The 21,568-nt window shown below is 66.8% G+C and carries 18 protein-coding genes; 12 read left to right on the forward strand and 6 right to left on the reverse strand.

The genetic code is table 11. From position 1 onward, the window contains the following. The first annotated feature begins 136 nt into the window (after window positions 1-136). The 3 genes from ACTJI4_RS02555 to gnd all read left to right on the forward strand — a co-directional run bounded on the left by ACTJI4_RS02555 (window position 137) and on the right by gnd (window position 3,032). Window positions 137-823 carry a DUF2242 domain-containing protein gene (locus tag ACTJI4_RS02555; protein ID WP_392918342.1) on the forward strand — a complete coding sequence of 229 codons (687 nt, stop codon included), beginning with the start codon at window positions 137-139 and terminating at the stop codon, window positions 821-823. Between the two features lie 79 nt (window positions 824-902). Then, window positions 903-2,123, forward strand: a complete 1,221-nt coding sequence (locus tag ACTJI4_RS02560) for a hypothetical protein (protein WP_440868623.1) — start codon at window positions 903-905, stop codon at window positions 2,121-2,123. Between the two features lie 3 nt (window positions 2,124-2,126). Further along, window positions 2,127-3,032, forward strand: coding sequence for a phosphogluconate dehydrogenase (NAD(+)-dependent, decarboxylating) (gene gnd / locus ACTJI4_RS02565; protein WP_440868418.1), 906 nt, complete (start codon window positions 2,127-2,129; stop codon window positions 3,030-3,032). A gap of 2 nt (window positions 3,033-3,034) precedes the next feature. Here the strand turns inward: gnd and ACTJI4_RS02570 are convergent, their stop codons facing one another. After that, window positions 3,035-4,078, reverse strand: a complete 1,044-nt coding sequence (locus ACTJI4_RS02570) for an oxidoreductase (protein WP_392918333.1) — start codon at window positions 4,076-4,078, stop codon at window positions 3,035-3,037. Between the two features lie 173 nt (window positions 4,079-4,251). Between ACTJI4_RS02570 and ACTJI4_RS02575 the strand changes: the two genes are divergently transcribed. The 4 genes from ACTJI4_RS02575 (at window position 4,252) to ACTJI4_RS02590 (ending at window position 8,600) form a co-directional block, all read left to right on the forward strand. Then, window positions 4,252-4,629, forward strand: coding sequence for a BON domain-containing protein (locus ACTJI4_RS02575; protein ID WP_392918330.1), 378 nt, complete (start codon window positions 4,252-4,254; stop codon window positions 4,627-4,629). A gap of 189 nt (window positions 4,630-4,818) precedes the next feature. Next, window positions 4,819-6,639, forward strand: a complete 1,821-nt coding sequence (locus ACTJI4_RS02580) for a sensor histidine kinase (protein ID WP_440868419.1) — start codon at window positions 4,819-4,821, stop codon at window positions 6,637-6,639. Further along, the gene (locus ACTJI4_RS02585; RefSeq protein ID WP_392918323.1) at window positions 6,636-7,076 is read left to right on the forward strand and encodes a response regulator; all 441 of its coding nucleotides are present in this window, start codon (window positions 6,636-6,638) and stop codon (window positions 7,074-7,076) included. The genes ACTJI4_RS02580 and ACTJI4_RS02585 overlap by 4 nt, the downstream gene beginning before the upstream one ends. Before the next feature lie 3 nt (window positions 7,077-7,079). Continuing rightward, window positions 7,080-8,600 (forward strand): ATP-binding protein, encoded by a 1,521-nt coding sequence (locus ACTJI4_RS02590; RefSeq protein WP_440868420.1) that lies wholly within the window; start codon window positions 7,080-7,082, stop codon window positions 8,598-8,600. Window positions 8,601-8,650: 50 nt separating this feature from the next. Here the strand turns inward: ACTJI4_RS02590 and ACTJI4_RS02595 are convergent, their stop codons facing one another. Next, window positions 8,651-9,388, reverse strand: coding sequence for a 20S proteasome subunit A/B (locus ACTJI4_RS02595; RefSeq protein WP_392918317.1), 738 nt, complete (start codon window positions 9,386-9,388; stop codon window positions 8,651-8,653). 84 nt (window positions 9,389-9,472) lie between these two features. On the opposite strand from ACTJI4_RS02595, the gene folK reads away from it, so the two are divergent. Further along, window positions 9,473-9,955, forward strand: coding sequence for a 2-amino-4-hydroxy-6-hydroxymethyldihydropteridine diphosphokinase (gene folK / locus ACTJI4_RS02600; RefSeq protein WP_440868421.1), 483 nt, complete (start codon window positions 9,473-9,475; stop codon window positions 9,953-9,955). Window positions 9,956-10,057: 102 nt separating this feature from the next. Here folK and ACTJI4_RS02605 read toward each other — a convergent pair whose 3' ends face one another. After that, a complete protein-coding gene (locus ACTJI4_RS02605; RefSeq protein ID WP_392918311.1) occupies window positions 10,058-10,795 on the reverse strand; it encodes a pteridine reductase in 738 nt (245 codons plus the stop codon). Window positions 10,796-10,850: 55 nt separating this feature from the next. Here ACTJI4_RS02605 and ACTJI4_RS02610 point away from each other — a divergent pair, with 55 nt between their 5' ends. After that, window positions 10,851-12,035 carry a class I SAM-dependent methyltransferase gene (locus tag ACTJI4_RS02610; RefSeq protein ID WP_392918308.1) on the forward strand — a complete coding sequence of 395 codons (1,185 nt, stop codon included), beginning with the start codon at window positions 10,851-10,853 and terminating at the stop codon, window positions 12,033-12,035. 1 nt (window position 12,036) lies between these two features. Continuing rightward, window positions 12,037-12,426 (forward strand): VanZ family protein, encoded by a 390-nt coding sequence (locus tag ACTJI4_RS02615; protein ID WP_440868422.1) that lies wholly within the window; start codon window positions 12,037-12,039, stop codon window positions 12,424-12,426. Between the two features lie 200 nt (window positions 12,427-12,626). On the opposite strand, the gene ACTJI4_RS02620 is transcribed toward ACTJI4_RS02615, so the two are convergent. The 3 genes from ACTJI4_RS02620 to ACTJI4_RS02630 all read right to left on the reverse strand — a co-directional run bounded on the left by ACTJI4_RS02620 (window position 12,627) and on the right by ACTJI4_RS02630 (window position 18,751). Continuing rightward, the gene (locus tag ACTJI4_RS02620; protein WP_440868423.1) at window positions 12,627-14,963 is read right to left on the reverse strand and encodes a family 20 glycosylhydrolase; all 2,337 of its coding nucleotides are present in this window, start codon (window positions 14,961-14,963) and stop codon (window positions 12,627-12,629) included. Between the two features lie 90 nt (window positions 14,964-15,053). Beyond that, window positions 15,054-17,717 carry a TonB-dependent receptor gene (locus ACTJI4_RS02625; RefSeq protein WP_392918300.1) on the reverse strand — a complete coding sequence of 888 codons (2,664 nt, stop codon included), beginning with the start codon at window positions 17,715-17,717 and terminating at the stop codon, window positions 15,054-15,056. A gap of 62 nt (window positions 17,718-17,779) precedes the next feature. Then, window positions 17,780-18,751 carry a glucokinase family protein gene (locus tag ACTJI4_RS02630; RefSeq protein WP_440868624.1) on the reverse strand — a complete coding sequence of 324 codons (972 nt, stop codon included), beginning with the start codon at window positions 18,749-18,751 and terminating at the stop codon, window positions 17,780-17,782. Window positions 18,752-19,165: 414 nt separating this feature from the next. Here ACTJI4_RS02630 and ACTJI4_RS02635 point away from each other — a divergent pair, with 414 nt between their 5' ends. Together ACTJI4_RS02635 and ACTJI4_RS02640 are read left to right on the forward strand one after the other, a co-directional pair. Then, on the forward strand, window positions 19,166-20,458 hold the full coding sequence (locus tag ACTJI4_RS02635; protein ID WP_392918298.1) for a sugar MFS transporter: 1,293 nt from the start codon (window positions 19,166-19,168) through the stop codon (window positions 20,456-20,458). Window positions 20,459-20,500: 42 nt separating this feature from the next. Further along, window positions 20,501-21,568, forward strand: coding sequence for a LacI family DNA-binding transcriptional regulator (locus tag ACTJI4_RS02640; RefSeq protein ID WP_392918296.1), 1,068 nt, complete (start codon window positions 20,501-20,503; stop codon window positions 21,566-21,568).

Here is a 21,568-nt window from a genome sequence, read left to right on the forward strand (position 1 = left end):
GGTCACGACCGTTGGTCGTGACCGCGTGAACCAACGGAAAACGAAGGGCCGGCGGAAACGCCGGCCCTTCGTGTTTAGACCCCACGCATACGCCGCCGGGCCTATGCTCAGGCGATCCCCTCCTGCAGGAGCGCCCATGCGGCCTTCCCATGCACTGGCGGCCAGCCTCCTGGCCGTGACCCTCAGCGCCTGCGGTGGCCGTGCCGCCGACAGCACCCTGCTGCGTGAATCCTTCGATTCCGGCGACATGTACTCGCGCACCGTGCCGGGCACCCCGGCGCAGGCCTGCGAGGCGGCCCGGCGTACCTTGCTGAGCCAGGGCTACGCGATTGCCCGCGCCGATCCGGACGCGGTCGAAGGCAACAAGAATTTCCAGCCGCGCGAAGACGAGCATGAGCAGCTGGTGCTGCGCATTTCCTGCGCCGCGCGCGGCGACGAGGCGCTGGTGTTCATCAGTGCGGTGCAGGACCGCTATGCGTTGAAGAAGAGCCCGACCTCGGCCAGCGTAGGCGTGGGCGCGCTGGGGTCGGTGTCGCTGCCGTTCGGCAGCAACGACGATTCGCTGGTGAAAGTGGCCAGCAGCACCGTGCAGGACGGCGACTTCTACCGCCGTTTCTTCACCCGCCTGCAGCAGTACCTGCCAGCGGCCAAGGCCAGCACGCCCGAGCCGGCACCCGCGACGGTTCCGCCGGCCCCCGTGCCGCCGGTGACGCCGGTTCCCGAGCCTGCGCAGGCGCCGGTTCCTGCATCGGTCCCGGCACCGCCTGCCACGCCCACGCCGCCCCCGGTGCCCGCCAGCGATACGCCAGACGCCGTGCACTGAGCGGGCGCGAAGCATGCCGGGCAGGGGCCGTCATCCCTCGCGCAGACTGCGCGCCGTGGGCGTACTGCTGACCGCGACAATGGGCGTGCTTGCGGTCGCGGAAGGGCGCGCCGAGCCGGGCGCCTGCGTGCAACGGCTGGTCGAACGCCTTGGTTGGCAGCTCCAGGAAGCTGACATCGCCGCGCCCAGCGTGCACGGTGGCCCCGTCTGCGAGCGCGCCGACCTGCGCGAGGCGCAGGCTGCCGGCGATCTGCAGGTGCAGCTGCCGCGTGCGTGGCCCGGCCCACAGCGCGAGCGTTTCCTGCGCGCCCTGCTGGACGATCCGGCGACCGTATGCGCCTATGCGTTTGAACTGGGCAAGGCCACGCGTCGTGCCGCCACCCGCCTGCAGGACAACCCCGGTTACCGTTTTTCGGGTCTGCAGCTTGGCTGGATCGGCTTTGGGCCGGCCGGTGCACGTGCACAGGGCTGGCAAGGCTTCCGCAGCCTGGGGCGCGGCTACCAGCCACACGGATCCAACAGCGCGGCCGTGCAGGCCTTCTATGAGGGCCGGGTGCGCAGCGAATGCGGGGTAGGCCGGCAGGTGGCGCAGTTGGCCACCCAGCGCGAGCTCTATGGCGATACCGCGTTCGATAAGGCGTTTACCCCCGGCGAACTGTCCATCGGCACCTTCCTGACCCTGCACGACACCGACAGCATCCTGCTCGGCCACCATGCTGGCGGGTTCTTCGCCGATGGCAAGGCGGTGCGCACCTCGCAGCGCGGGCGCCAGGCGTTCGTCGGGGCGCCGGGCTTCATCGAGCACGTGTTCGATCCGGTGTACCTGGATGACATCAACAACCAGGCCGAGAACTTCGTCATCGTCGACGTGGGCGCGGCGGCCGCCGAGGCGCTGCGCATCCACGGAGGCTTTGCCTACTACGACCGCATCAACCGCCGGATCTGGGAGGTGGCCGGGCGCATGCCGGGGCCTGGGCTGCGTCGCTTCGAGCGGCTGCTGGCCGAGCGCGACCCGGCGCTGCGCGCTGCGTTGCCGGCCGACCAGCAGCCGCTGCTGGCTGAACTGGACGCGCTGCTGGACGATCCGTTCTATCGGGAGTTCGTGATTTATGTGCACCCGCGCGGTATACGTCCGGTGGGCTATCACATCGCACGCCTGCTCGACCGCAATCCGCGTACGCCGTTCGCGTTCGAGCTGGGCCTGCACAACCTGCATACCACGCTGTACCACCGCTGGATCCAGACGCAGCTCCAGCAGTGCACGGCAGCGTCAACCTATTCGCAACCCGAGCAAAGGTGAGTCATGGAAATTGCAATGATTGGACTGGGGCGCATGGGCGCCAACATGGCCGAACGGCTGCATCGCGGCGGCCACCGCGTGATCGGCGTGGACCCCGGTGAAGCGGCGCGCACCAGCGCTGCCGGGCGCGGCTTCGAAGTGAGCGCGACGGCGGCCGAGGCGCTGGCGAAGCTGTCGGTACCGCGCGTGGTGTGGCTGATGGTGCCGGCAGGCGAGGTGGTCGACCAGACCCTTGCCGCGCTGTCGCCGCATCTTTCCGAAGGTGACGTGGTGATCGACGGCGGCAACTCGTATTACAAGGATTCCATGCGCCGCGCCACGCAGCTGATCGAGGAGGACGTGACCTTCCTTGACTGCGGCACCAGTGGCGGCGTGTGGGGCCTGCAGGAAGGCTACAGCCTGATGATTGGTGGCGACGCGGCCGCCGTCGAGCGCGTCGGTGCGATCTTCCGCACCCTGGCCCCGGCCGAGGATCGCGGCTGGGTCCACGCGGGACCAAGCGGGGCCGGCCACTACTGCAAGATGGTCCACAACGGCATCGAGTACGGAATGATGCAGGCCTATGCCGAAGGCTTCGCGCTGATGCAGCGCAAGACGGAGTTCAACCTCGACCTGGGCCAGGTCGCGGCGGCCTGGCAGCACGGCAGCGTGGTGCGGTCCTGGCTGCTGGACCTGAGTGCCGACGCCTTGGCCCGCAACCCCCAACTGGACGGTATCGCGCCGTTCGTGCCCGATTCCGGCGAAGGCCGCTGGACGGTGGCCGAAGCGATCGACCTGGATGTCTCCGCCCCGGTGATCACCCTGTCGCTGCTGGAGCGGCTGCGCTCACGCGAAAAGAATTCCTTCAGCGACCGCATGCTTTCCGCGCTGCGCAACCAGTTCGGCGGCCACGCGATGGTCAAGGAATAGCCTTACCGAAGATCCACGCGCCGGCCGCTGTCGGCGCTTTCACGGCCGGCCTCCAGCAGCCGCATCAGTTGCAATGCTTCTCCGGTGCTTACTGGCGCTTCGCCTTCGCCGAGAATCGCATCGCGGAACGCCGCGTAGAACCGGCGATAGTCGCCAATGGCATTGTCCACGGTCTGCCGATGGACCTTTCCTTCGGCATCCACCTGCACCCGTTGCCCATGCTGCGGGTCCAGGCCCCAGCCCGGGGCGCCCGGGGCGATGCCCTGGCGCAGCTGGTCTTCCTGCACATCCAGGCCTTCCTTGAGATAACTGCCGGCGCTGCCATGCACGGCGAACCGTGGCGCCGACGCGGCCACCAGCGAACCGGCATGCACGATGGCGCGCATCGCCGGGTAGTGCAGCACCGCGTGGAAGTAGTCGTCGCTGCGCGCGCCGTCGCGCTGCGCGGTGATGTCGGCGCTGATCGCCTCGGGCCAGCCGAACAGCTGCAGCATCTGGTCCAGCAGGTGCGGGCCCAGGTCCATCCACAATCCGCTGCCCGGCACATCGCTCTCGCGCCAGCGATCGCGCACCTGCGGGCGGAAGCGGTCGAAGTGCGAATGGCATTCGGCAACGCGGCCCAGCGTGCCGGACGCCAGCACAGTGCGCAGGCTCAGGAAGTCGGCGTCGTAGCGCCGGTTCTGGAACACGCACACCACGCGTTCGGCGTCGCGCGCCGCATCCACCACCGCCACTGCTTCGGCCGTGCTCAAGGCGAATGGTTTGTCGACCAGTACGTGCTTGCCCGCGCGCAACGCCGCCAGGGCCAGCGGTGCATGCTGTGCATTGGGCGTGGCAATCACCACGGCGTCTACTGCCGGGTCCGCCAGCAGCGGTGCCACGTCCGCATGGATGTGCACATCGGTGAAGCTGCGCAGCAGCCGCTCGCGCTGCGAACTGACGATGCTGTGCAGGGCAATACCCGGCGTGTGCTGGATCAGCGGTGCATGGAAAACGCTTCCAGCCAGTCCGTATCCGATCAAGCCGACCTGCGCGATCGTGGTCATGTCTGCAGCTTCCAGGTTTGCGTAAGGTAGGAATGATTGCAAATGATGCAGTGCGGAAACATGAACCGTCAGCGGGGTGAACCTGAGCGGTTCACGGCAGCGTGATCCTGCAGCGACGTGTTGTCCACGCCCCGGCGCCGACACTGGACCCACTAACCAGGGAGACACCGCACATGACCAACACTACCCGTAATCTGCTTGCTGCTTCGCTCGCTTTCGGCATGCTGCTGGGCACCTCGGCGGCCATGGCCAAGGACCCGCCGAAGACCACCGACAAAGCCGCCATGACCCACGCGGACATGCACGACTCGTCCGAGCCGGTGACCGATACCTGGATCACCACCAAGGTCAAGAGCGAGCTGATCGCCACCAAGAACGTGTCCGGTACCGAAGTAAAGGTTGAGACCGTCAACGGCGTGGTTTCGCTGTCGGGCACGGTGGATTCCAAGGCCGAGCATGACAAGGCCATTGCCAAGGCCAAGGCCATCAAGGGCGTGAAGAGCGTCGACGCGAGTGCGCTGATGGTTGCTTCGGCCGCCGCCAAGCGCTGATCCGATGCACCAGATGAACACGGGGCGCGCCGTCAGGCGCGCCCTTTTTCGTGGCTGGCGGTGCTGTCCGGTCCCGTCCCGTATTCACGTTGGTGTGGAGTATATTCAGGACGTCGCCGCTGTCGGCATCGTCGCTGGTCATGGATGACGCAGGCGGGGGAAGGGGAACATGCACGCCAACGAGGGTCTATGGCACTGGTTTTCAGTGATGAACTCTGGGACCGCTGGCGGTTGCCGGCCCTCGGCCTGGCGGCCGTGGCCATCATCGTGGTGCCATGGCTGACGTTGCGCCGCCTGTCCGACGAGAACCTCGACGCGATGCGCTGGGTCACCCACACCCAGGACGTGGGCGTTGCCGTGTACCAGTTGCAGGCCGACGTGCGCGACGTGGAATCGGCGGCACTGACCCTGTCCAAGGGCATCGACGCGCCAGGACTGCGCGAGCGGCTTGACCAGGCCCGCCACATCCCGGCGCGGCTGGCGCGGCTGACCGAGCTGACCCGCGACAATCCCGAACAACTGGTGCGCATCGGCCGCATCCAGTCACTGCTCGACCGGCGCATGGAGCTGGCCGCCGAGCTGGCGCGTTCCAGCCCCGACGACGACCAGCGCCAGCTGGTGCGGGACCTCACCACCCGCTACCCGATCCGTGGTCTGATCGAGGAGCTGCAGGACCGCGAGGAAGAACTGCTGGCCCAGCGTTCGGCGGTGTTCGCCCAGCAGCAGCGCCAGAGCGAGCTGGTCTCGTGGACCGCGCTGGTGGTCCAGTTGCTGTTGCTGGGCCTGGTGCTGTGGCTCCTGCATCGGCAGATGCTGCACCGCGCTACCGCCGAACGCGCCACGCGGCGTGCCTCGGCACGTGCGGCATCGGTGCTCAATACGGTGCGGGAGCCGATTGTGCTGCTTGACCGCGAACTGAGGGTCCAGCTGCACAACCCGGCGTTTTCCGAGCTGTATGGCCTGCATGACGACGCGGTCACCGACGGGCGTGCCCTGGAGACGCTGGGTGATGGCGCCTGGAGCGATCCGGCGGTGCGCCAGCGGCTGATGGACGTGCTGCTGCGCGGCCGTGAACTATGGGACTTCGAGCACGAACAGCGCACCGATGATGGCCAGGTACGCACCCTGCTGATCAACGCCAGGCGCATGCCCCTGCCGGATCGCGACGACGAAGTGGTGCTGATGACGATCACCGACGTGACCGTGCAGCGGGCCGTACAGCAACGCGTGGAGGAACTGAACCGCCAGCTCGAAGGCAAGGTGGAACAGGTGTCGGAGGTCAATCGCGAGCTGGAAGCCTTCAGCTATTCGGTGTCGCACGACCTGCGCGCGCCGCTGCGCCACGTCGCCGGGTTTTCGGACAAGCTGACGCGGCATCTGGGGGAGGGTGTGGACGAAAGATCCCGCCACTACCTCGACGTGATTGCCGGCTCGGCGCGGCGCATGGCCGCACTGATCGACGACCTGCTGGTGTATTCGCGGCTGGGCCGTGCGGCGATGCGCCTGCAGGCGGTGGACATGCAGTCGCTGGTGGCGGATACCCGCGCGCTGCTCGACGCCAACGCCCGGAGTGACGCCGAGCAGGCCGGGGTGACGCGGCGCATTGAATGGAAGATCGCGCCGCTGCCGGTCCTGGTCGCCGACGACAACATGATGCGCCAGCTGTGGTTGAACCTGCTCGGCAATGCCGTGAAATACTCGGCCCACGCCGAACCGGCGCGCATCGAGGTGGCGTACGCGCGCCAGCCCGATGGGAGCCACCTGTTCAGCGTGCGCGACAATGGTGCCGGTTTCGACATGGCCTACGCCGACAAGTTGTTCGGGGTGTTCCAGCGCCTGCACAAGGCCAGCGAATACCCCGGTACCGGCATCGGCCTGGCCAGCGTTCGCCGCGTGCTCGCCCGCCACGGTGGCCGCATCTGGGCCGAATCGGCGGTGGACCAGGGTGCTGCGTTCCACTTCCTGCTGCCTTCCTCTCTCGACGCACTCAACAAAGGCCCCGTCGCATGACCGCTCTTCGCACCATCCTGCTTGCCGAGGACAGCCCCGCCGATGCTGAAATGGCCATTGACGCCCTGAAGGAAGCGCGCCTGGCCAACCCCATCGTCCACGTCGAGGACGGCGTCGAGGCGATGGACTACCTCCTGCGCCGTGGTGCCTTCGCCAACCGTGACGAAGGCCTGCCTGCGGTGCTGCTGCTGGATATCAAGATGCCGCGCATGGATGGGCTGGAGGTGCTGCGACAGATCCGCAGCGCCGAGGAGCTCAAGCGCCTGCCGGTGGTGATCCTGTCCTCCTCGCGCGAAGAGAGCGACCTGGCCCGCAGCTGGGACCTGGGTGTCAATGCCTATGTGGTGAAGCCAGTGGACGTGGACCAGTTCTTCGGTGCCGTGCAGACGCTGGGAAAATTCTGGGCGGTGATCAACCAGGCCCCGGAGGTCGAATAACCCATGCCGCTCACTGGCCCCCCGCTGGGACACCTGCGCATCCTGCTGGTGGAGGATTCGCCCGAAGATGCCGAGTTGATGTGCGGGCAGATGCTCGACGCCGGGCTCGAGGCCAGCTTCGAGCGGGTCGAGACCGCTGCCGAACTGCGCGATGCGCTGCTGAGGTTTGCGCCTGACATCGTCCTCTCCGACCTGGCCATGCCGGGTTTTTCGGGGAACCAGGCATTGGAAATCGTGCGTGGCTGGCACCCGGATGTCCCCTTCATCTTCGTCTCGGGCACCATCGGCGAAGAGAACGCCGTGGCCGCCCTGCACCAGGGCGCCAACGATTACATCATCAAGCACCAGCCGGCGCGGCTGCCCTCGGCGGTCGCGCGCGCCGTGCGCGAGGCGCGCGGCACCATCGACCGCCAGCGGGTGGAAGCGGAGCTGATGCGCGCGCAGCGGCTGGAAAGCCTGTCGCTGCTGGCCGCTGGACTCAGCCACGACCTGCGCAACATCCTGCAGCCGCTGCTGATCATGCCCGAGCTGCTCAAGGCGCGTACCGACGATCCGCAGCTCCACCACCTGGCCGACGTGATTGCCGAATGTGGCCGACGCGGGCATGAAATGGCCGAATCGATGCTGTCGTTCGTGCGCGGCTCGCGCAGCCCGAGCGAGCGGATCCAGATCACCCACCTGTTCGAAGCGATCGAGCTGCTGTTGCGCAGCACCCTGCCGGCGCGGGTCAGCCTGCACCTGGACGTGGACGGCGCTGACCTGGCCGTGGATGCCAACTACACCGAGCTGCAGCAGGTGCTGTTGAACCTGGCGCTGAACGCGATCCAGGCCATGCCCAATGGCGGCCGGTTGACCCTGCGCGCGGCGGCCGATCCGGATGCGGACGGCCGGGACTGGCTGCGCATCTCGGTGTCGGACGAGGGCGTGGGCATGAGTGCCGAGGTGCTGGCGCACCTGTTCAATCCGTTCTTCACCACCAAGGTCAATGGCACGGGACTCGGGCTGATTTCCTGCAAGCGCATCATCGAGGGCGCCCAGGGCAGCATCCGGGTGGAAAGCACGCCGGGTGTGGGCAGCTGCTTCGAATTGCGGCTGCCAATGCACCAGGAGACGGTAGACGCTGAACCGCAGGCACAACCGGTGGCGGCAGGCGCGGGCCAGTCAATCCTGGTGGTGGATGGTGAAGCCACCCGCCTGTCGCTGCTGGGCAATGCCTTGTCCAGCCAGGGCTACCACCTGCAGCTGGCCTCGGATGGCGGCGCTGCGCTGCGCTGGATGCAGCAGGAGGCGATGCCGGCACTGGTGATCGCCGATGCCGGGGCCAAGCTGCTTTCAGCCAGCCATCTGCTCGATGAGATGGCCGCGCTGGGCTATCGCGGCCCGGCGCTGGTGCTGGAGGACGCCGAGGTTCCGGTACCGCTGGAAACCTTCCCGGAGGGTGTCGAAGTGCACGTGCTGCGCAAACCGCTGGAAATGCAGCAGGTGTTCCGCTCGGTGGCCGAGGCGCTGGCGTTCACGCGGTAGGTCACGACCGTTGGTCGTGACCCTGGGGAATGCCGACCAACGGGCGGTGTCTACGCGTCTTCCCAAGGGAAGCTGGGCAGGCTGGCCACGGCGTGTTCCAGCCGGCGCGACCAGTTGCCATGGATCTCCGCATACAGCGGGCTGTCGCCGGCCAGGCGCATGCGGTGGCTGACGCGCAGGTCACCGGCGCGCAGCAGCACCAGGTCGATCGGCAGGCCCACTGAAAGGTTGGAACGGATGGTGGAATCCAGGGACACGATCGCCGTGCGCGCCGCATCATCCAGTCGGGTCTGCGGGCGGATGATCCGGTCCAGGATCGGCTTGCCGTACTTGGATTCACCGATCTGGAGGTAGGGCGTTTCCGGTGAGGCGGCAATCGCATTGCCCAGTGGATAGATCATGTACATGCCCGGGTGTTCGCCGCCGACCTGGCCACCCAGGATCAGGGTCGCCTGGGTGTTGACCCCATCATGGCCGTGTTCGGGACTGCTGCATTTGACCTGGCTGTCCACGAGCACCCGACCCACATACTCGGCTACCTCGAACAGGTGCCGGTAGGCGCGCAGGTTCTCCGGCCGCTGCTCCTCGATGTCGCGGTGCAGCCGGGAGATCAGCAGCTGGGTGGTGGCCAGGTTGCCGGCGGCCATGATCACGAACGCGGCCTCGCCGGGAAACTCGAATTCGTGCAGCTTGCGGTGCACGCGTACGTCGTCCAGCGACGCGTTGGTACGGGTATCGGCGGCGAAGACCAGGCCCTCGTCCACCACAATGCCGACGCAATAGGTCATGTCGGTGTCCTATGATGTGCACCCCGATTCTACGCGGAGCACCTGTTGGCCCTGCGTGGATTCGCCTCACCTACGCTGAATACCATGACCACTGTGCTCCTCAGCCTGGGCAGCAACCTGCAACCGCAGCAGCACCTTCACGCTGCGGTGGCCGCGCTGCGCGGGCGTTTCGGCGATATCCGGGTGTCCCCGGCGTACCGCACCGCCGCCGTGGGCTTCGACGGCCCGGCCTTCCTCAACAATGCGGTCGCGATCGAGACCGATGCGCCGCTGGAGGAGCTGGACCGGTGGCTGCATGCGCTGGAGGACGCGCACGGGCGGGACCGCAGCGGGCCGCGTTTCAGCGACCGTACGCTGGATATCGACGTGGTGTTCTACGGCGACCTGATCGTGGAGGGACCGGGGCACCTGCGGATTCCGCGCCCGGAGCTGAAGCACGCGTTCGTGCTCAAGCCGCTGGCCGATATCGTGCCGGACTTCATCGACCCGGTCAGTGGCCTGGACCTGGCCACGTTGTGGCGGGCGCATCGGCAGTTCGGCGACCAATTCGAGGTGGTCGAGGTGTGACGACCAACGGTCGTCACCTACCGGTGATCGGGTAGGTATCGACCGTTGGTCGATACGGTTGATCGGGTAGGTATCGACCGTTGGTCGATACGATGCCGGCAATCAGGTCAACTGCCGACCGCCATCCACCCGCAACGTGTGCCCGGTCACGAACGGGGCATCGCTGACCAGCCAGTAGACCGCCTCGGCGATCTCCTCCACCGTTCCGGTGCGGCCCAGCGGAGTCCGCGCCAGCAGCGCCTGCTGGGCGAAATCGTCCTTGCCCTGTTCGGGCCACAGGATCGCCCCTGGCGCCACCGCATTGACCCGCACCTTCGGCGCCAGCTCCAGCGCCAGCGAGCGGGTGATCATTTCCAGCGCCGCCTTGGCCGCGGCGTACACCGGGTGGTCGCGCATCGGCTGGGTGCCGTGCAGGTCGGTGAGGTTGACGATGCAGCCCTGGTGCCGGCGCAACTGCGGGGCGGCGGCCTGCGCCAGCAGCAGCGGCGCACGGGCATTCACCGCGAACAGGTCGTCCCACTGCGCGGCGGTGATCTGGCCAAGCAGGGTGGGGTAGAAGTTGGAGGCATTGTTGACCAGCGCATCCAGCCGCCCGAACTGGGCCACGGTCTGTTCCACCAGATCCGGCAGGGCGTCGGCGTCGCGCAGGTCGGCCTGCAGGGCCAGCACGCTGCCCGGACGCAGCATGTCCAGGTCAAAGGCCATCTGCTGCAGTTCGGCCGTGGAGGTGTGTGCGTGCAGCACCACCGACCAGCCACAGGAATGGAACTGGCGGGCAATGGCCGCGCCGATCCGGCGCGCACTGCCGGTGATCAGCACGACGGGTGTGGTGGCGGTCATCGGGGCTCCTTCCTGCTCGGCTATGCTGTGCATTGTCACCGCAATCGCCCGCACCATGCATTCTTCCCTGCCCACGCCCGATGCCGACGCCCTGGCCCACAGCGACGAACTGGCCGCCGCGCTGCGCGCCGAAATCCTCGCCAACGGCGGCGCCATGCCCTTTGCCCGGTTCATGGAACTGAGCCTGTATGCGCCGGGCTGGGGCTATTACAGCGCCGGCGCCAGCAAGTTCGGTGCGGATGGCGATTTCACCACCGCGCCGGAACTGGGGCCGCTGTTCACCGCGACCGTGGCCAACGCCGTTGCCCCGGTGATGCAGCAGCTCGGCCCGCAGGCGCGCTTCCTGGAGCTGGGCGGCGGCAGTGGCGCATTCGCCGAGATTCTGCTCAAGCGCATGCTGGAACTGGATGCGCTGCCGGAGCGCTACGCGATCCTGGAGCCCAGTGCGGACCTGCGCGAACGTCAGCGCGAGCGCCTCGAGAAGGCGCTGGTGCCACCGCTGTTCGCCTTGGTCGAATGGCTGGACCGCCCGTTCGATGATGACTGGGACGGCGTGGTGTTCGCCAACGAGGTGATCGACGCCCTGCCAACCCCGCGCTTCCTTGCCCGTGACGGCATGGTCTATGAGGAAACCGTAGAGCTGGATGCCGACGGGCGCTTCATCCGCGGCGCGCAGCCGGCCGATGCCATGCTGACCTCGGCCGTGCGGCACCTGGAGCGCTACCGGGAAAAGCCGTTCGCCGATGGCTACCGTTCCGAACTGCTGCCGCACCTGCCGTACTGGATCCAGGCGGTGGCCGGCGGTCTGAAGCGCGGCGCGATGCTGTTCGTTGATTATGGCTACCCGCGCAACGAGTACTACCGCGATGACCGCGACGATGGCACCGTGCGCGCCTTCTACCGCCACCACGTGCACAACGACGTGTTCCTCTGGCCGGGCCTGCAGGACCTGACCGCGTCGGTGGATTTCACCGCGCTGGCCGAAGCCGGTACCCATGCCGGTTTCGAGCTCGCCGGCTACTGCACCCAGTCCAGCTTCCTCCTTGGCAATGGCCTGGATGGATTGCTGGCACTGGCCGAGGAGCGTGCCGACGAGATCGGCAAGCTGCGCCTGCGTGACCAGGTGAAGAAACTCACCCTCCCCAGCGAAATGGGCGAGCGCTTCCAGGTGATGGGCTTCCAGCGCGACGTGGATTTCGACCCGGCGTTCCTGCTCGGCGACCTGACCTGGCGGCTCTGAGATGACCGAAACCGGAATGCTGAAGCCGCTGCGCTTCCCGCGCGTGTGGCTGGGCCTGTGGTGGCTGGCGATCGCGGTCACGATCGTGGTCTGCCTGATCCCGCCGCCACCACTGGCATTGCCGCAGAACAGCGACAAGGTCGAGCACTTCCTGGCGTACTTCCTGCTGGCCTCGGCGGCGGTGCAGATCTACCGCACGCGCGCGGCGCTGCTGTGGGCGGGTGCCGGGCTGGTGCTGCTGGGCGTGGGCATTGAATTCCTGCAGGGGGCACTGACCACCGACCGCATGGCCGACCCGATGGATGCGCTGGCCAACAGCGTCGGCGTGGTCGCCGGCATGGCGGTGGCCTTCACGCCGTTCCGTGACCTGCTCATTCGGATGAAAGGCTGATCGGGGTAGGGTCGGTTCCCAAACGACCGCCGATAACGGTTGTAACCCCGGTAACGCATTGCAATCAACGACAACGGCATTTGCTTCGGTGCAGGTCATGCGTTACCGGGCGTTGACTTGTTCACTGCGGTCGTTCGGGAACCGACCCTACCCCATTCCCCCGACAGCGGTGTCGGCCAGCGGCTGGTACCGCTGGTTGATCAACACAGTACCAACTCCCACGTGTCCAGCACCCACATGGTGGGGCGGGTGTCGCCGGTGAAGCGCACGCACAGGTCCTGGCGGCCCTTCAGTGAACGCGGCAGCGCCGCTTCCAGCGTGATGAAGCCATCGGCACCGGGCTTGGCCGGCAGCGCCACGCTGGCCAGCGGCTTGCCATCGCACTGTGCGTTGAGGATGTCCATCTCGCCGTGTGCGCTGCGCGCCGGCACGAAGCGCCGCTGTGGCTCGTCGTGGGCCAGCTGGAAGTAGTACGGAATCTGCCCTGCGCGCACCCGCAGTTTCGCAATGCCCTCCACATCCGCGCCTTGCCACAGCCAGCACGGGTTGAAGATGTTGACGTTGAAGATGGCGCGTTCGCCGTCGGCCGGGCCATCGTCCTCCAGCCGCAGCAGCAGCTTGCCTTCGCCGGGGCACATCGCCAGATGCTCGTCGTTGCGGATCAGCAGCGACTGCGCGGTGATGTCGAAGCGGCTCGCCGATTTGGCCAGCGCCTGCCCGTTGAAGAAGGCAGCGGCCTGTACGCCCACCGGAAGCGGCTGGGTCAGCGGCGCGACGTAGCGCGGCGACTGCGCCGTGACCGCGCTGCCATCCACGCTGTAGCGGATGTCATAGTTGAGCGGGGTGCGCAGGGCCAGGGTGGCGGTGCCGGCCTTGCGGTCGTCGGTGACATCCGCTTCCACTTCGAACGGCGTCTGCGCATACGCGATGCCCATCGCCTGCCAGCGCTGCAGCTGCGAGGGCAGCCGCGCCAGGAAGTCGGCGAAGTTGCGGCGGTCACGCGGCGTCCAGCCGGTTTCGGCGACCGCGGCCAGACGCGGGAACACGTTGTGGTGCAGCCGCGCCACGCTCCGCGTGTGCTCGGTGAACATGTTGGCCTGCAGGCCCAGGATGTGCTGCTCCTTGTCCCTGGCCAAGGCATCCGGCACCGGCTCGAAGCCATATACGCGGGCCAGCGGGGTGGTCAGCGGTCGGCCCGGCGGCTCGTTCTCCGAGTTGGTCTGCAGGTAGTCCATGTACATGTCGGTCACCGGCGACATCACCACGTCGTGGCCTTCGCTGGCGGCCTTGAGGCCACCCTCTGTGCCGCGCCAGGACATCACCGTGGCTTCCGGTGGCAGGCCGCCTTCGAGGATTTCATCCCACCCGATCAGGCGGCGATCGTGCTGCTCCAGGAATTTCTCCAGGCGCTTGATCAGGTGCGCCTGCATTTCATTTTCAGTGCCCGCGCCCACCGCGCGCATGCGTTCCTGCACGCGTGGGCTGGCCTCCCACTGGTCCTTGACCGCTTCGTCGCCGCCCACGTGGACGTACTTGGCGGGGAACAGTTCGATGACCTCTTCAAGCACGTTCTCCAGGAACTGGAACGTGCTCTCCTCGGTGTTGAACAGGTTCGGGAACACGCCCCATTCGCTGAGCGGCTGCAGCGGGGTATTGAGGGTGCCCAATTCCGGATACGCGGCAATCGCTGCAGTGGCATGGCCCGGAACGTCAATTTCCGGAATGACCTGGATGTGCAGCGCGGCCGCATACGCGATCACCTCGCGGATCTGCGCCTGGGTGTAGAAGCCGCAATATGGGCGCGGCGCGCCGGTGGCCGGATCGCGGCCGCCATCGCCGGCCGGGATGCGGCAGCTGCCCACCCCGGTCAGCTTCGGGTAGCGCTTGATCTCCATGCGCCAGCCCTGGTCATCGGTGAGATGCCAGTGGAAGGTGTTGAGCTTCTGTTCGGCCATCGCGTCGAGCACGCGCTTGATCTCGTCCAGGCTCTGGAAATGGCGGGCCGAATCGAGCATCAGCCCGCGCCAGCTGAAGCGCGGCGCATCGTCGATGCGCAGCGCTGGTACGGCGCCGCTGCTGCTACCGGTGAGCAGCTGTGACAGGGTAGCCGCGCCATAGAACAGGCCGGCTTCGGTGGCGGCCTGCACGGTCACGCCACGCGCGTCGCTGCGCAGCTGGTAGCCCTCTGCGCCGGTTTTCAGCGTTCCGTCGAGCACGAAGCGGATGCCATCGGTGCCCCGGGTGGTGGACGGCTGCAGGGCGGGCCCGCCACTCTGGCGCAGCATCGAGGCGAACTGGCTGGCCACGCGCGCGGCTGCGGCGCCCTGCGCGCGCAGCGCGGTGGTGGCGGTCACGGTGTAATCGGCACCGTCCAGGCGTTCGACCTGGGCGGGGGCGGGAATCAGGGGGAGCGAGCCGGGCAGGGCGCGCGGGCCATCGGGGGCCTGGGCATCGGTGGCATGTGCCAGCGGGGCCAGCGAGAGCGCCAGGGCCAGCGGCAGCAGCGAAAGCGAGGTACGACGGGTGCGGGTGTGCATCGGGTCATTCCTTTGGTGCGGGTTAAAAAAACGGGCCCGGATGTCCGGGCCCGTTTCTGGTGTACAGCTTTACCACATGGCGCGGAGCTGTCAGTACTTGAAGCGGAAGTTCAGGTAGTACTGGCGCCCGTTGGAGTAGAACGAGGTCGGAATGGACGCGCTCTGGTAGTACTTGTAGGTTGGGTTGTTGAGGTTCAGGCCGTCCAGGGTGATGCTCATCCACTTGGTCGGCGCGTAGCTCAGCGAGGCCGAGAGCGTGCCGAAATCATCCTGGTAGTACGGGTTTGCACCGGACAGGCTGATCAGGAACGACGAACGGCGGGTGTAGCTGACGCGTGCACCGAAGGTTTCGTTCTCGAAGAAGGCGCCCACGTTGTAGGTGTTCTTCGAGGTACCCAGCAGGTTGTGGCTGCCGTCGGCCCAGGTGTGCGCCGAGCTGCCGTTGGCGTAGGTGTAGTTGGCGTTGAAACCGAAGTTCTCGCCGATCGGCTGCTCGTACGCCACTTCCACGCCGGTGACCTTGCCGTCGGCATTGATCGGGGTGGAGACGGCGTAGGTTTCAAGCTGGTTGGTCAGTTCGCTGAAGAGCTGCTTGTTGATCACGTCGAACGCAACGTAGTCCTTCAGGTCGATGTGGTAAGCACCGACCGACAGCAGGCCGCGCGGCATGAAGTACCACTCCAGGTTGGCATCCAGGTTGCTGCCGATGGTCGGCTTCAGTTCCGGGTTGCCGCCACCGCCGGTCTTGTTCAGGTCCGAACCCCAGGCAGACGCACCCAGTGCCGAGTAATCGGGCAGGGTCTGGGTCTGCGATGCGGCTACGCGCAGTACCAGGTTGTCGTCCAGGTCGAACTTGATGTTGGCGCTCGGCAGCACGCGGCTGTGCTTGTTCTGGAAGGCCTGGCGCTGCCACATGCCAAACAGGCTGCTCACGTCGGCGCGCGAGGCATCGGCGACCGCCAGGTAGGTGTCGATGTCCTGCTTGATGTCTACGTAACGCAGGCCGACATTACCGCTCCACCAGTCACCGGTGAAGTTGGCCTGCACGTAGCCGGCGAAGTTCTTTTCCTTCACCTTCCACTCGGCGCCATAGTTGTGGCGGCCGGTCGGGCCGTCATTGTTGGACAGCCAGGTGGAGTTGTTGAGAATCGCCGTCTTCAGCGCGTCCGGCGTGTAATACCAGATGTCGCGCGGGAAGTTGCCGCCGATGCCGCTGGCGAAGTTCCCCGGGTAATTGCCGGTAGCGCTGCCCTGCAGGGCCGACCAGATGTCGCCCGGGCTGGCGCCTTCCGGCGACAGTGCCTCACGCTCGTGGTCGGCGAAGCGCAGGCCGAAGTCGATCGAGCTCAGCGCGCCCCCATTGGTGAAGTACTGGTTGAAGTCCAGCGACGCCCAGTCTTCCTTGTCTTCCGCCTTGACCTGCTGGTTGCCCCAGGTGCCGAAGCTGCTTACGCCGCTCGGGCTGGTGTCGCCGCCCACGGCCCAATCCACCGGCGAGCCTGCGCCGTGGGTGGCCCAGCTGGCGCCGCCGCCCTGGCCCAGGGTGACTTCGGCGATGAACTGACGCGGCGTCTCGCCGGTGCCCTTGGTGGTACCGGCCTGGAACTTGGCGGTCAGGTTGTCGTTGATCGCCCAATCGGCATCGAAGGTGACATAGCTGGTCTTGGCCGTCGCTTCACGGTAAATCATGTCGTACACGGCGTAGTTGGTGCCCGGTACGCCCGCGTAGGTGGCGTTGCTGAGCACGCCATCGGTGATGGTGTAACCGGGGTTCGGCGCCTGCGACGCGGCGAAGTTGCCACCCCACATCATGTAGTTGCGGTTGTAGTTGTTTGCTTCCAGCTCGGACGTGAAGCCGCTCAGGCCGAGGGTCAGGTCGTCGATCGGCTTCCACTGCAGGGTGACCAGGCCACCCTTGCGCTCACGGGTCTGCTCGAACAGGGTCGAACCCAGCAGGCCGGGCACGTTGACGCCGACCAGGTCCGGGTTGGTTGCCGCTACCGGGTCGGTGGCCTTGATCTTGAAGAAGCCGCCCGGGATTTCCTGCGCCTCGCGGCGCAGCTCGCGCTTCTGGTAGAAGCCCTGCACCATCACGCCGAAGGTGCTGTCGGCGTTCTTGTAGTTGAACAGGCCCGAGAACTGCGGATCGGTGGAGTCGGCCTGGTCTGAACGCACCGCGCCCAACGACGCTTCAGCGCTCAGCTGCTTGGAGAATGCCAGTGGCTTGCGGGTGATGATGTTGACGGTACCCGTGGTGCCGCCGTCCTGCAGCTTGGCCTGCGAGGACTTGTTCACTTCCACCGAGCTGACCAGTTCGGACGGCAGCAGCGAGTAGCTGACGCTGCGGCCAACGTTGTTGCCCTGGCTGAGCACGAACCAGTCGGCCGAGCCGACGCTGTGGCCGTCGATCAGGGTCTGGGTGAGGCTGGGGCTGGTGCCGCGCAGGCTGACGCGGTCGGCCTCGTCGAAGCCACCTTCGTCGGCGCTGGCAGAGCTGATGTTCACGCCCGGCAGGCGCTGCAGGGTATCGGCCACGTTGTGCGCCGGCAGCTTGCCGACGTCTTCGGCGGTCACCACTTCCAGGCGCGCATTGGCTTCACGCTTGGTGTCGAGCGATTTCTCCATCGAACCGCGGATACCGGTGACGGTCACGGTGTCCAGGTCGGTTGCGGTGGGCTGTGCTTCCTGCGCCTGGGCGCCGAAGACGATACAGCTGAAAATGGCTGCCGAAAGCAGGCTCTTGCGGTGGTTCATGATGTCTCTCCTCATCAATCGTTGGTGCGCCAGCGACGGCGTGCGGTTTGCGAAGCGTGCGTTCAAGCGTCCGTGCGGCCGAGGTACCAGCTGGCGGCGCCGATGACGCCCAGCTGCCCGTGCTCGACCACCTTCACGGGTATGCGTTCCAGCGCCTCGCGCATCGGCCCCTTGTTGAGGTACCGGGACACGAAGGTGCTGTTCAACAGGTATTCGCGGATCTGCGGCAGGATCCCGCCGGCCAGGTACACGCCACCATGGGCGCCGTACTGCAGCGCCATGTCACCGATGGTGCTGCCGAGGAGGCCGCAGAACACGTCCAGGCTCTGGCGGGCCAGCGCGTGCTGGTTGCTCACGGCCGCCGCGGTGATCGCATCGGGCGTGGCCAGCACGGCGGGCTGGCCTTCGATGGCGCACAGGGCGCGGTAGAGGTTCATCAGGCCCGGGCCGGACAGCGCATGTTCGACCGAGACGTGGGCAAGCTCGCGCTGCATCTGCCGGACGATCGCCATTTCCAGTTCGGTGCTCACCGCCAGCGTCGGCTGGCCGGCTTCGGTGGCCAGCACCACTGCGCCATGCGCGGTCGGGATCCACAGCGCCGCACCCAGTCCGGTGCCCGGGCCGACCACCAGGGTCGGGCCGCGCGGGGCGGTGGCCGGGCCGGTCAGCTGCAGCACGCCGCTGGCATCGACCTGCGCGGCGGCGTAGGCCACGGCCTCGAAGTCATTGACGATGTACACCGTTTCCAGGCCCAGGTCGGCCTCGATCTGCCGTGCCGACAGCGGCCACGGCACGTTGGCGGTGATTACCGTGCCGTCTTCGCGGGCATAACCGGCGGTGGCCACCACGCAGTGTGCGGGCCGCTCGCCATCGGCGATGAAGGCTTCCAGGATCGCGCTCAGGCCGGCGTAGTCGGCGTTGCGGAACTTGCGGTACTCGAGCAGCTGGACCGGATGGGCCGGATCATGGCTGGCCTGCACGCGGCCCACGCGGACATGCGTGCCGCCCACGTCGGCCGCCAGGAACGGCGGCATCGAGAGGAGGGCATTGGCCGATACGGCGTGGGCGGCTGCGGTCACACGGGCTCCCTTGGGATACGTACGGCCAGGTCTGGACCCCGGCGATTGAGCGGAGTCTGTAATCGTTCTGACAACGATGTCAACGACAACCTCACACTTTCGATGCTGCGCCGCAGCGACCTACGTCACAAGAAAACGTTTTCAGTGTACTCCCGTCAAGATTTCGTAAAGCCGTTGCAAACAGAGGCTGTGTGAAGGCGTGGCGGGGCGTTGCGAGGATTCTGTGCACCTGCAGCATGGGGTTTTCCGCGATCTGCGCGGAAACCAATTGTTGACAAAGCCGGGTGGCCCATCGAATAAATGTGACAACGTTGTTCCCAGCCACTCTTCCGACGCCGCCCGCGCGCCGTCGACGCAGGAGCCTTCAAGATGTCTGCCGTGCCTGCTGCTACCGCGCGTTCGAGCGTGGCCACTTCGATCCTCATCATCGGCGTGCTGTTCTTCCTGATCGGCTTCTTCACCTGGCTCAATGGCCCGCTGATCACCTTCGTCAAACTGGCCTTCGAGCTGGACGAAGTCGGCGCCTTCCTGGTGCTGATGGTGTTCTACCTGTCCTACTTCTTCCTGGCGCTGCCGGCCTCGTGGATCCTCAAGCGCACCGGCATGAAGAAGGGCCTGAGCCTGAGCCTGCTGGTGATGGCCGCCGGTGCAGTGGTGTTCGCGCACTTCGCCCAGCAGCGCTGGTATCCCGGTGCGCTCAGCGGCCTGTTCATCATCGGCAGCGGCCTGGCCCTGCTGCAGACGGCGGTGAACCCGTACATCAGCATCCTGGGCCCGATCGAAACCGCCGCGCGCCGCATCGCGCTGATGGGCATCTGCAACAAGATCGCCGGCATGATCGCCCCGTTCCTGATCGGCACCCTGGTGCTGCACGGCATCGGCGACCTGTCCGAGCAGGTGGCCAGCGCCGACCCGGTGACCCGCAACGCACTGCTGGATACCTTCGCGGCGAAGATCCAGATGCCTTACATGGCCATGGCCGGCCTGCTGGTGGTGCTTGCGGTGGGCGTGCTGTTCTCGCCGCTGCCGGAAATCAAGACCGCCGAAGCCAACGCCACCCCGGCGCGCGCGCCCGGCCTGGCCGAACGCAGCAGCATCTTCCAGTTCCCGCACCTGTGGCTGGGCGTGCTGTGCCTGTTCGTGTATGTGGGCGTGGAAGTGATGGCCGGTGATGCCATCGGCACCTACGGGCACGGTTTCGGCCTGCCGCTGGACCAGACCAAGCTGTTCACCTCCATCACCCTGTTCGCCATGCTGGTGGGCTACCTGGCCGGCCTGGCGCTGATTCCGCACCTGGTCTCGCAGTCGCGCTACCTGAGCATTTCGGCCAGCCTGGGCGTGCTGTTCTGCATCGGCGCGCTGTTCACCCACGGCTATGTGTCGGTGGGCTTCGTGGCCGCGCTGGGTTTTGCCAACGCGATGATGTGGCCGGCGATCTTCCCGCTTGCGATCCGCGGGCTCGGTCGGTTCACCGAAACCGGCTCGGCACTGCTGGTGATGGCCATCGCCGGGGGCGCGATCATCCCGCAGGCGTTTGCCGTGCTGAAGCAGCATTTCGACTTCCAGTGGGTGTTCGCGGGCCTGATGGTGCCGTGCTACCTGTACATCCTGTTCTACTCCCTGCGCGGCCACCGGGTCGGGCTGCCCCGCGACGGGCAGTGATCGGCGATCATGGACGCCCAACCGGTGACCCAGGAAAAGAGCATGCGCAGAGCGACCATCAAGGATGTCGCCGAACGGGCCAAGGTGTCGTTGAAGACCGTTTCGCGGGTCATCAACAACGAACCGTCGGTCATGCAGGCCACGCGCGCGCGCGTGCTGCGCGCCATTGCTGAACTCGATTACGAGCCCGATCCCGCCGCGCGCAACCTGCGCACCGGTACGACGCTGGTGATCGGGCTGGTCTACGACAACCCCAACCCGTACCACATCATCGGCGTGCAGAACGGCGTGCTCGCCGCGTGCCGCGAGACGGGCTTCGGGCTGCAGATCCACCCCTGCGATTCCAGTTCGCCGATGCTGGCCGAAGAGCTTGCCGACTGGGTGCAGCGTTCGCGCCTGGCCGGGCTGGTGCTGACAGCGCCGATGTCCGAACGTGCCGACCTGGTCGCCGCGCTGACCGCGCGTGGCATCAAGCTCGTGCGCATCATCGCTGCCACCGCCGATCCGCAGGATGGCGCGTGCGTGTTCGTGGACGACCGCGAGGCCGCCTACGAAATCACCGAACACCTGATCCAGCTTGGCCACCAGCGCATCGGTTTCCTGTGGGGCGGTTCCTCGCACCGGTCCAGCGGCGAACGCCACGCCGGTTACGAAGCGGCGCTGCGCGACTACGGCATGACCGTGGACAAGCACCTGGTGGTGCAGGGCGATTACACCTTCGACGACGGCTTCCGTGGCGCGCGCCGCCTGTTGGCGCTGCGGGAACCTCCCACCGCGATCTTCGGTTCCAACGATGAAATCGCCGCCGGCGTGCTCGCGGCGGCCAAGTCGGCCGGCATGAACGTGCCCTACGACCTGTCCATCGCCGGCTTCGAGGACAGCCCGTTCTCGCGCCAGTCGTGGCCGCCGCTGACTACCGCCAAGCAGGCCACCGAAGACATCGCGCGGCACGCCGCGCGCCTGTTGATCGCGCAGCTGCGCAGCGATGCGTACGACGATGCGCCGCTGCAGCTGCAGAACCAGGGCTTCGTCCCGCAGCTGGTCGTGCGCGGTTCGACCGCGCCGATGCGGCCGGTCGGCACGCGGCCCCCCACCCCCGAAACCACCTGA

Origin of the sequence: Stenotrophomonas sp. 22385 (assembly GCF_052045085.1) — a bacterium.
Lineage (GTDB): Bacteria > Pseudomonadota > Gammaproteobacteria > Xanthomonadales > Xanthomonadaceae > Stenotrophomonas.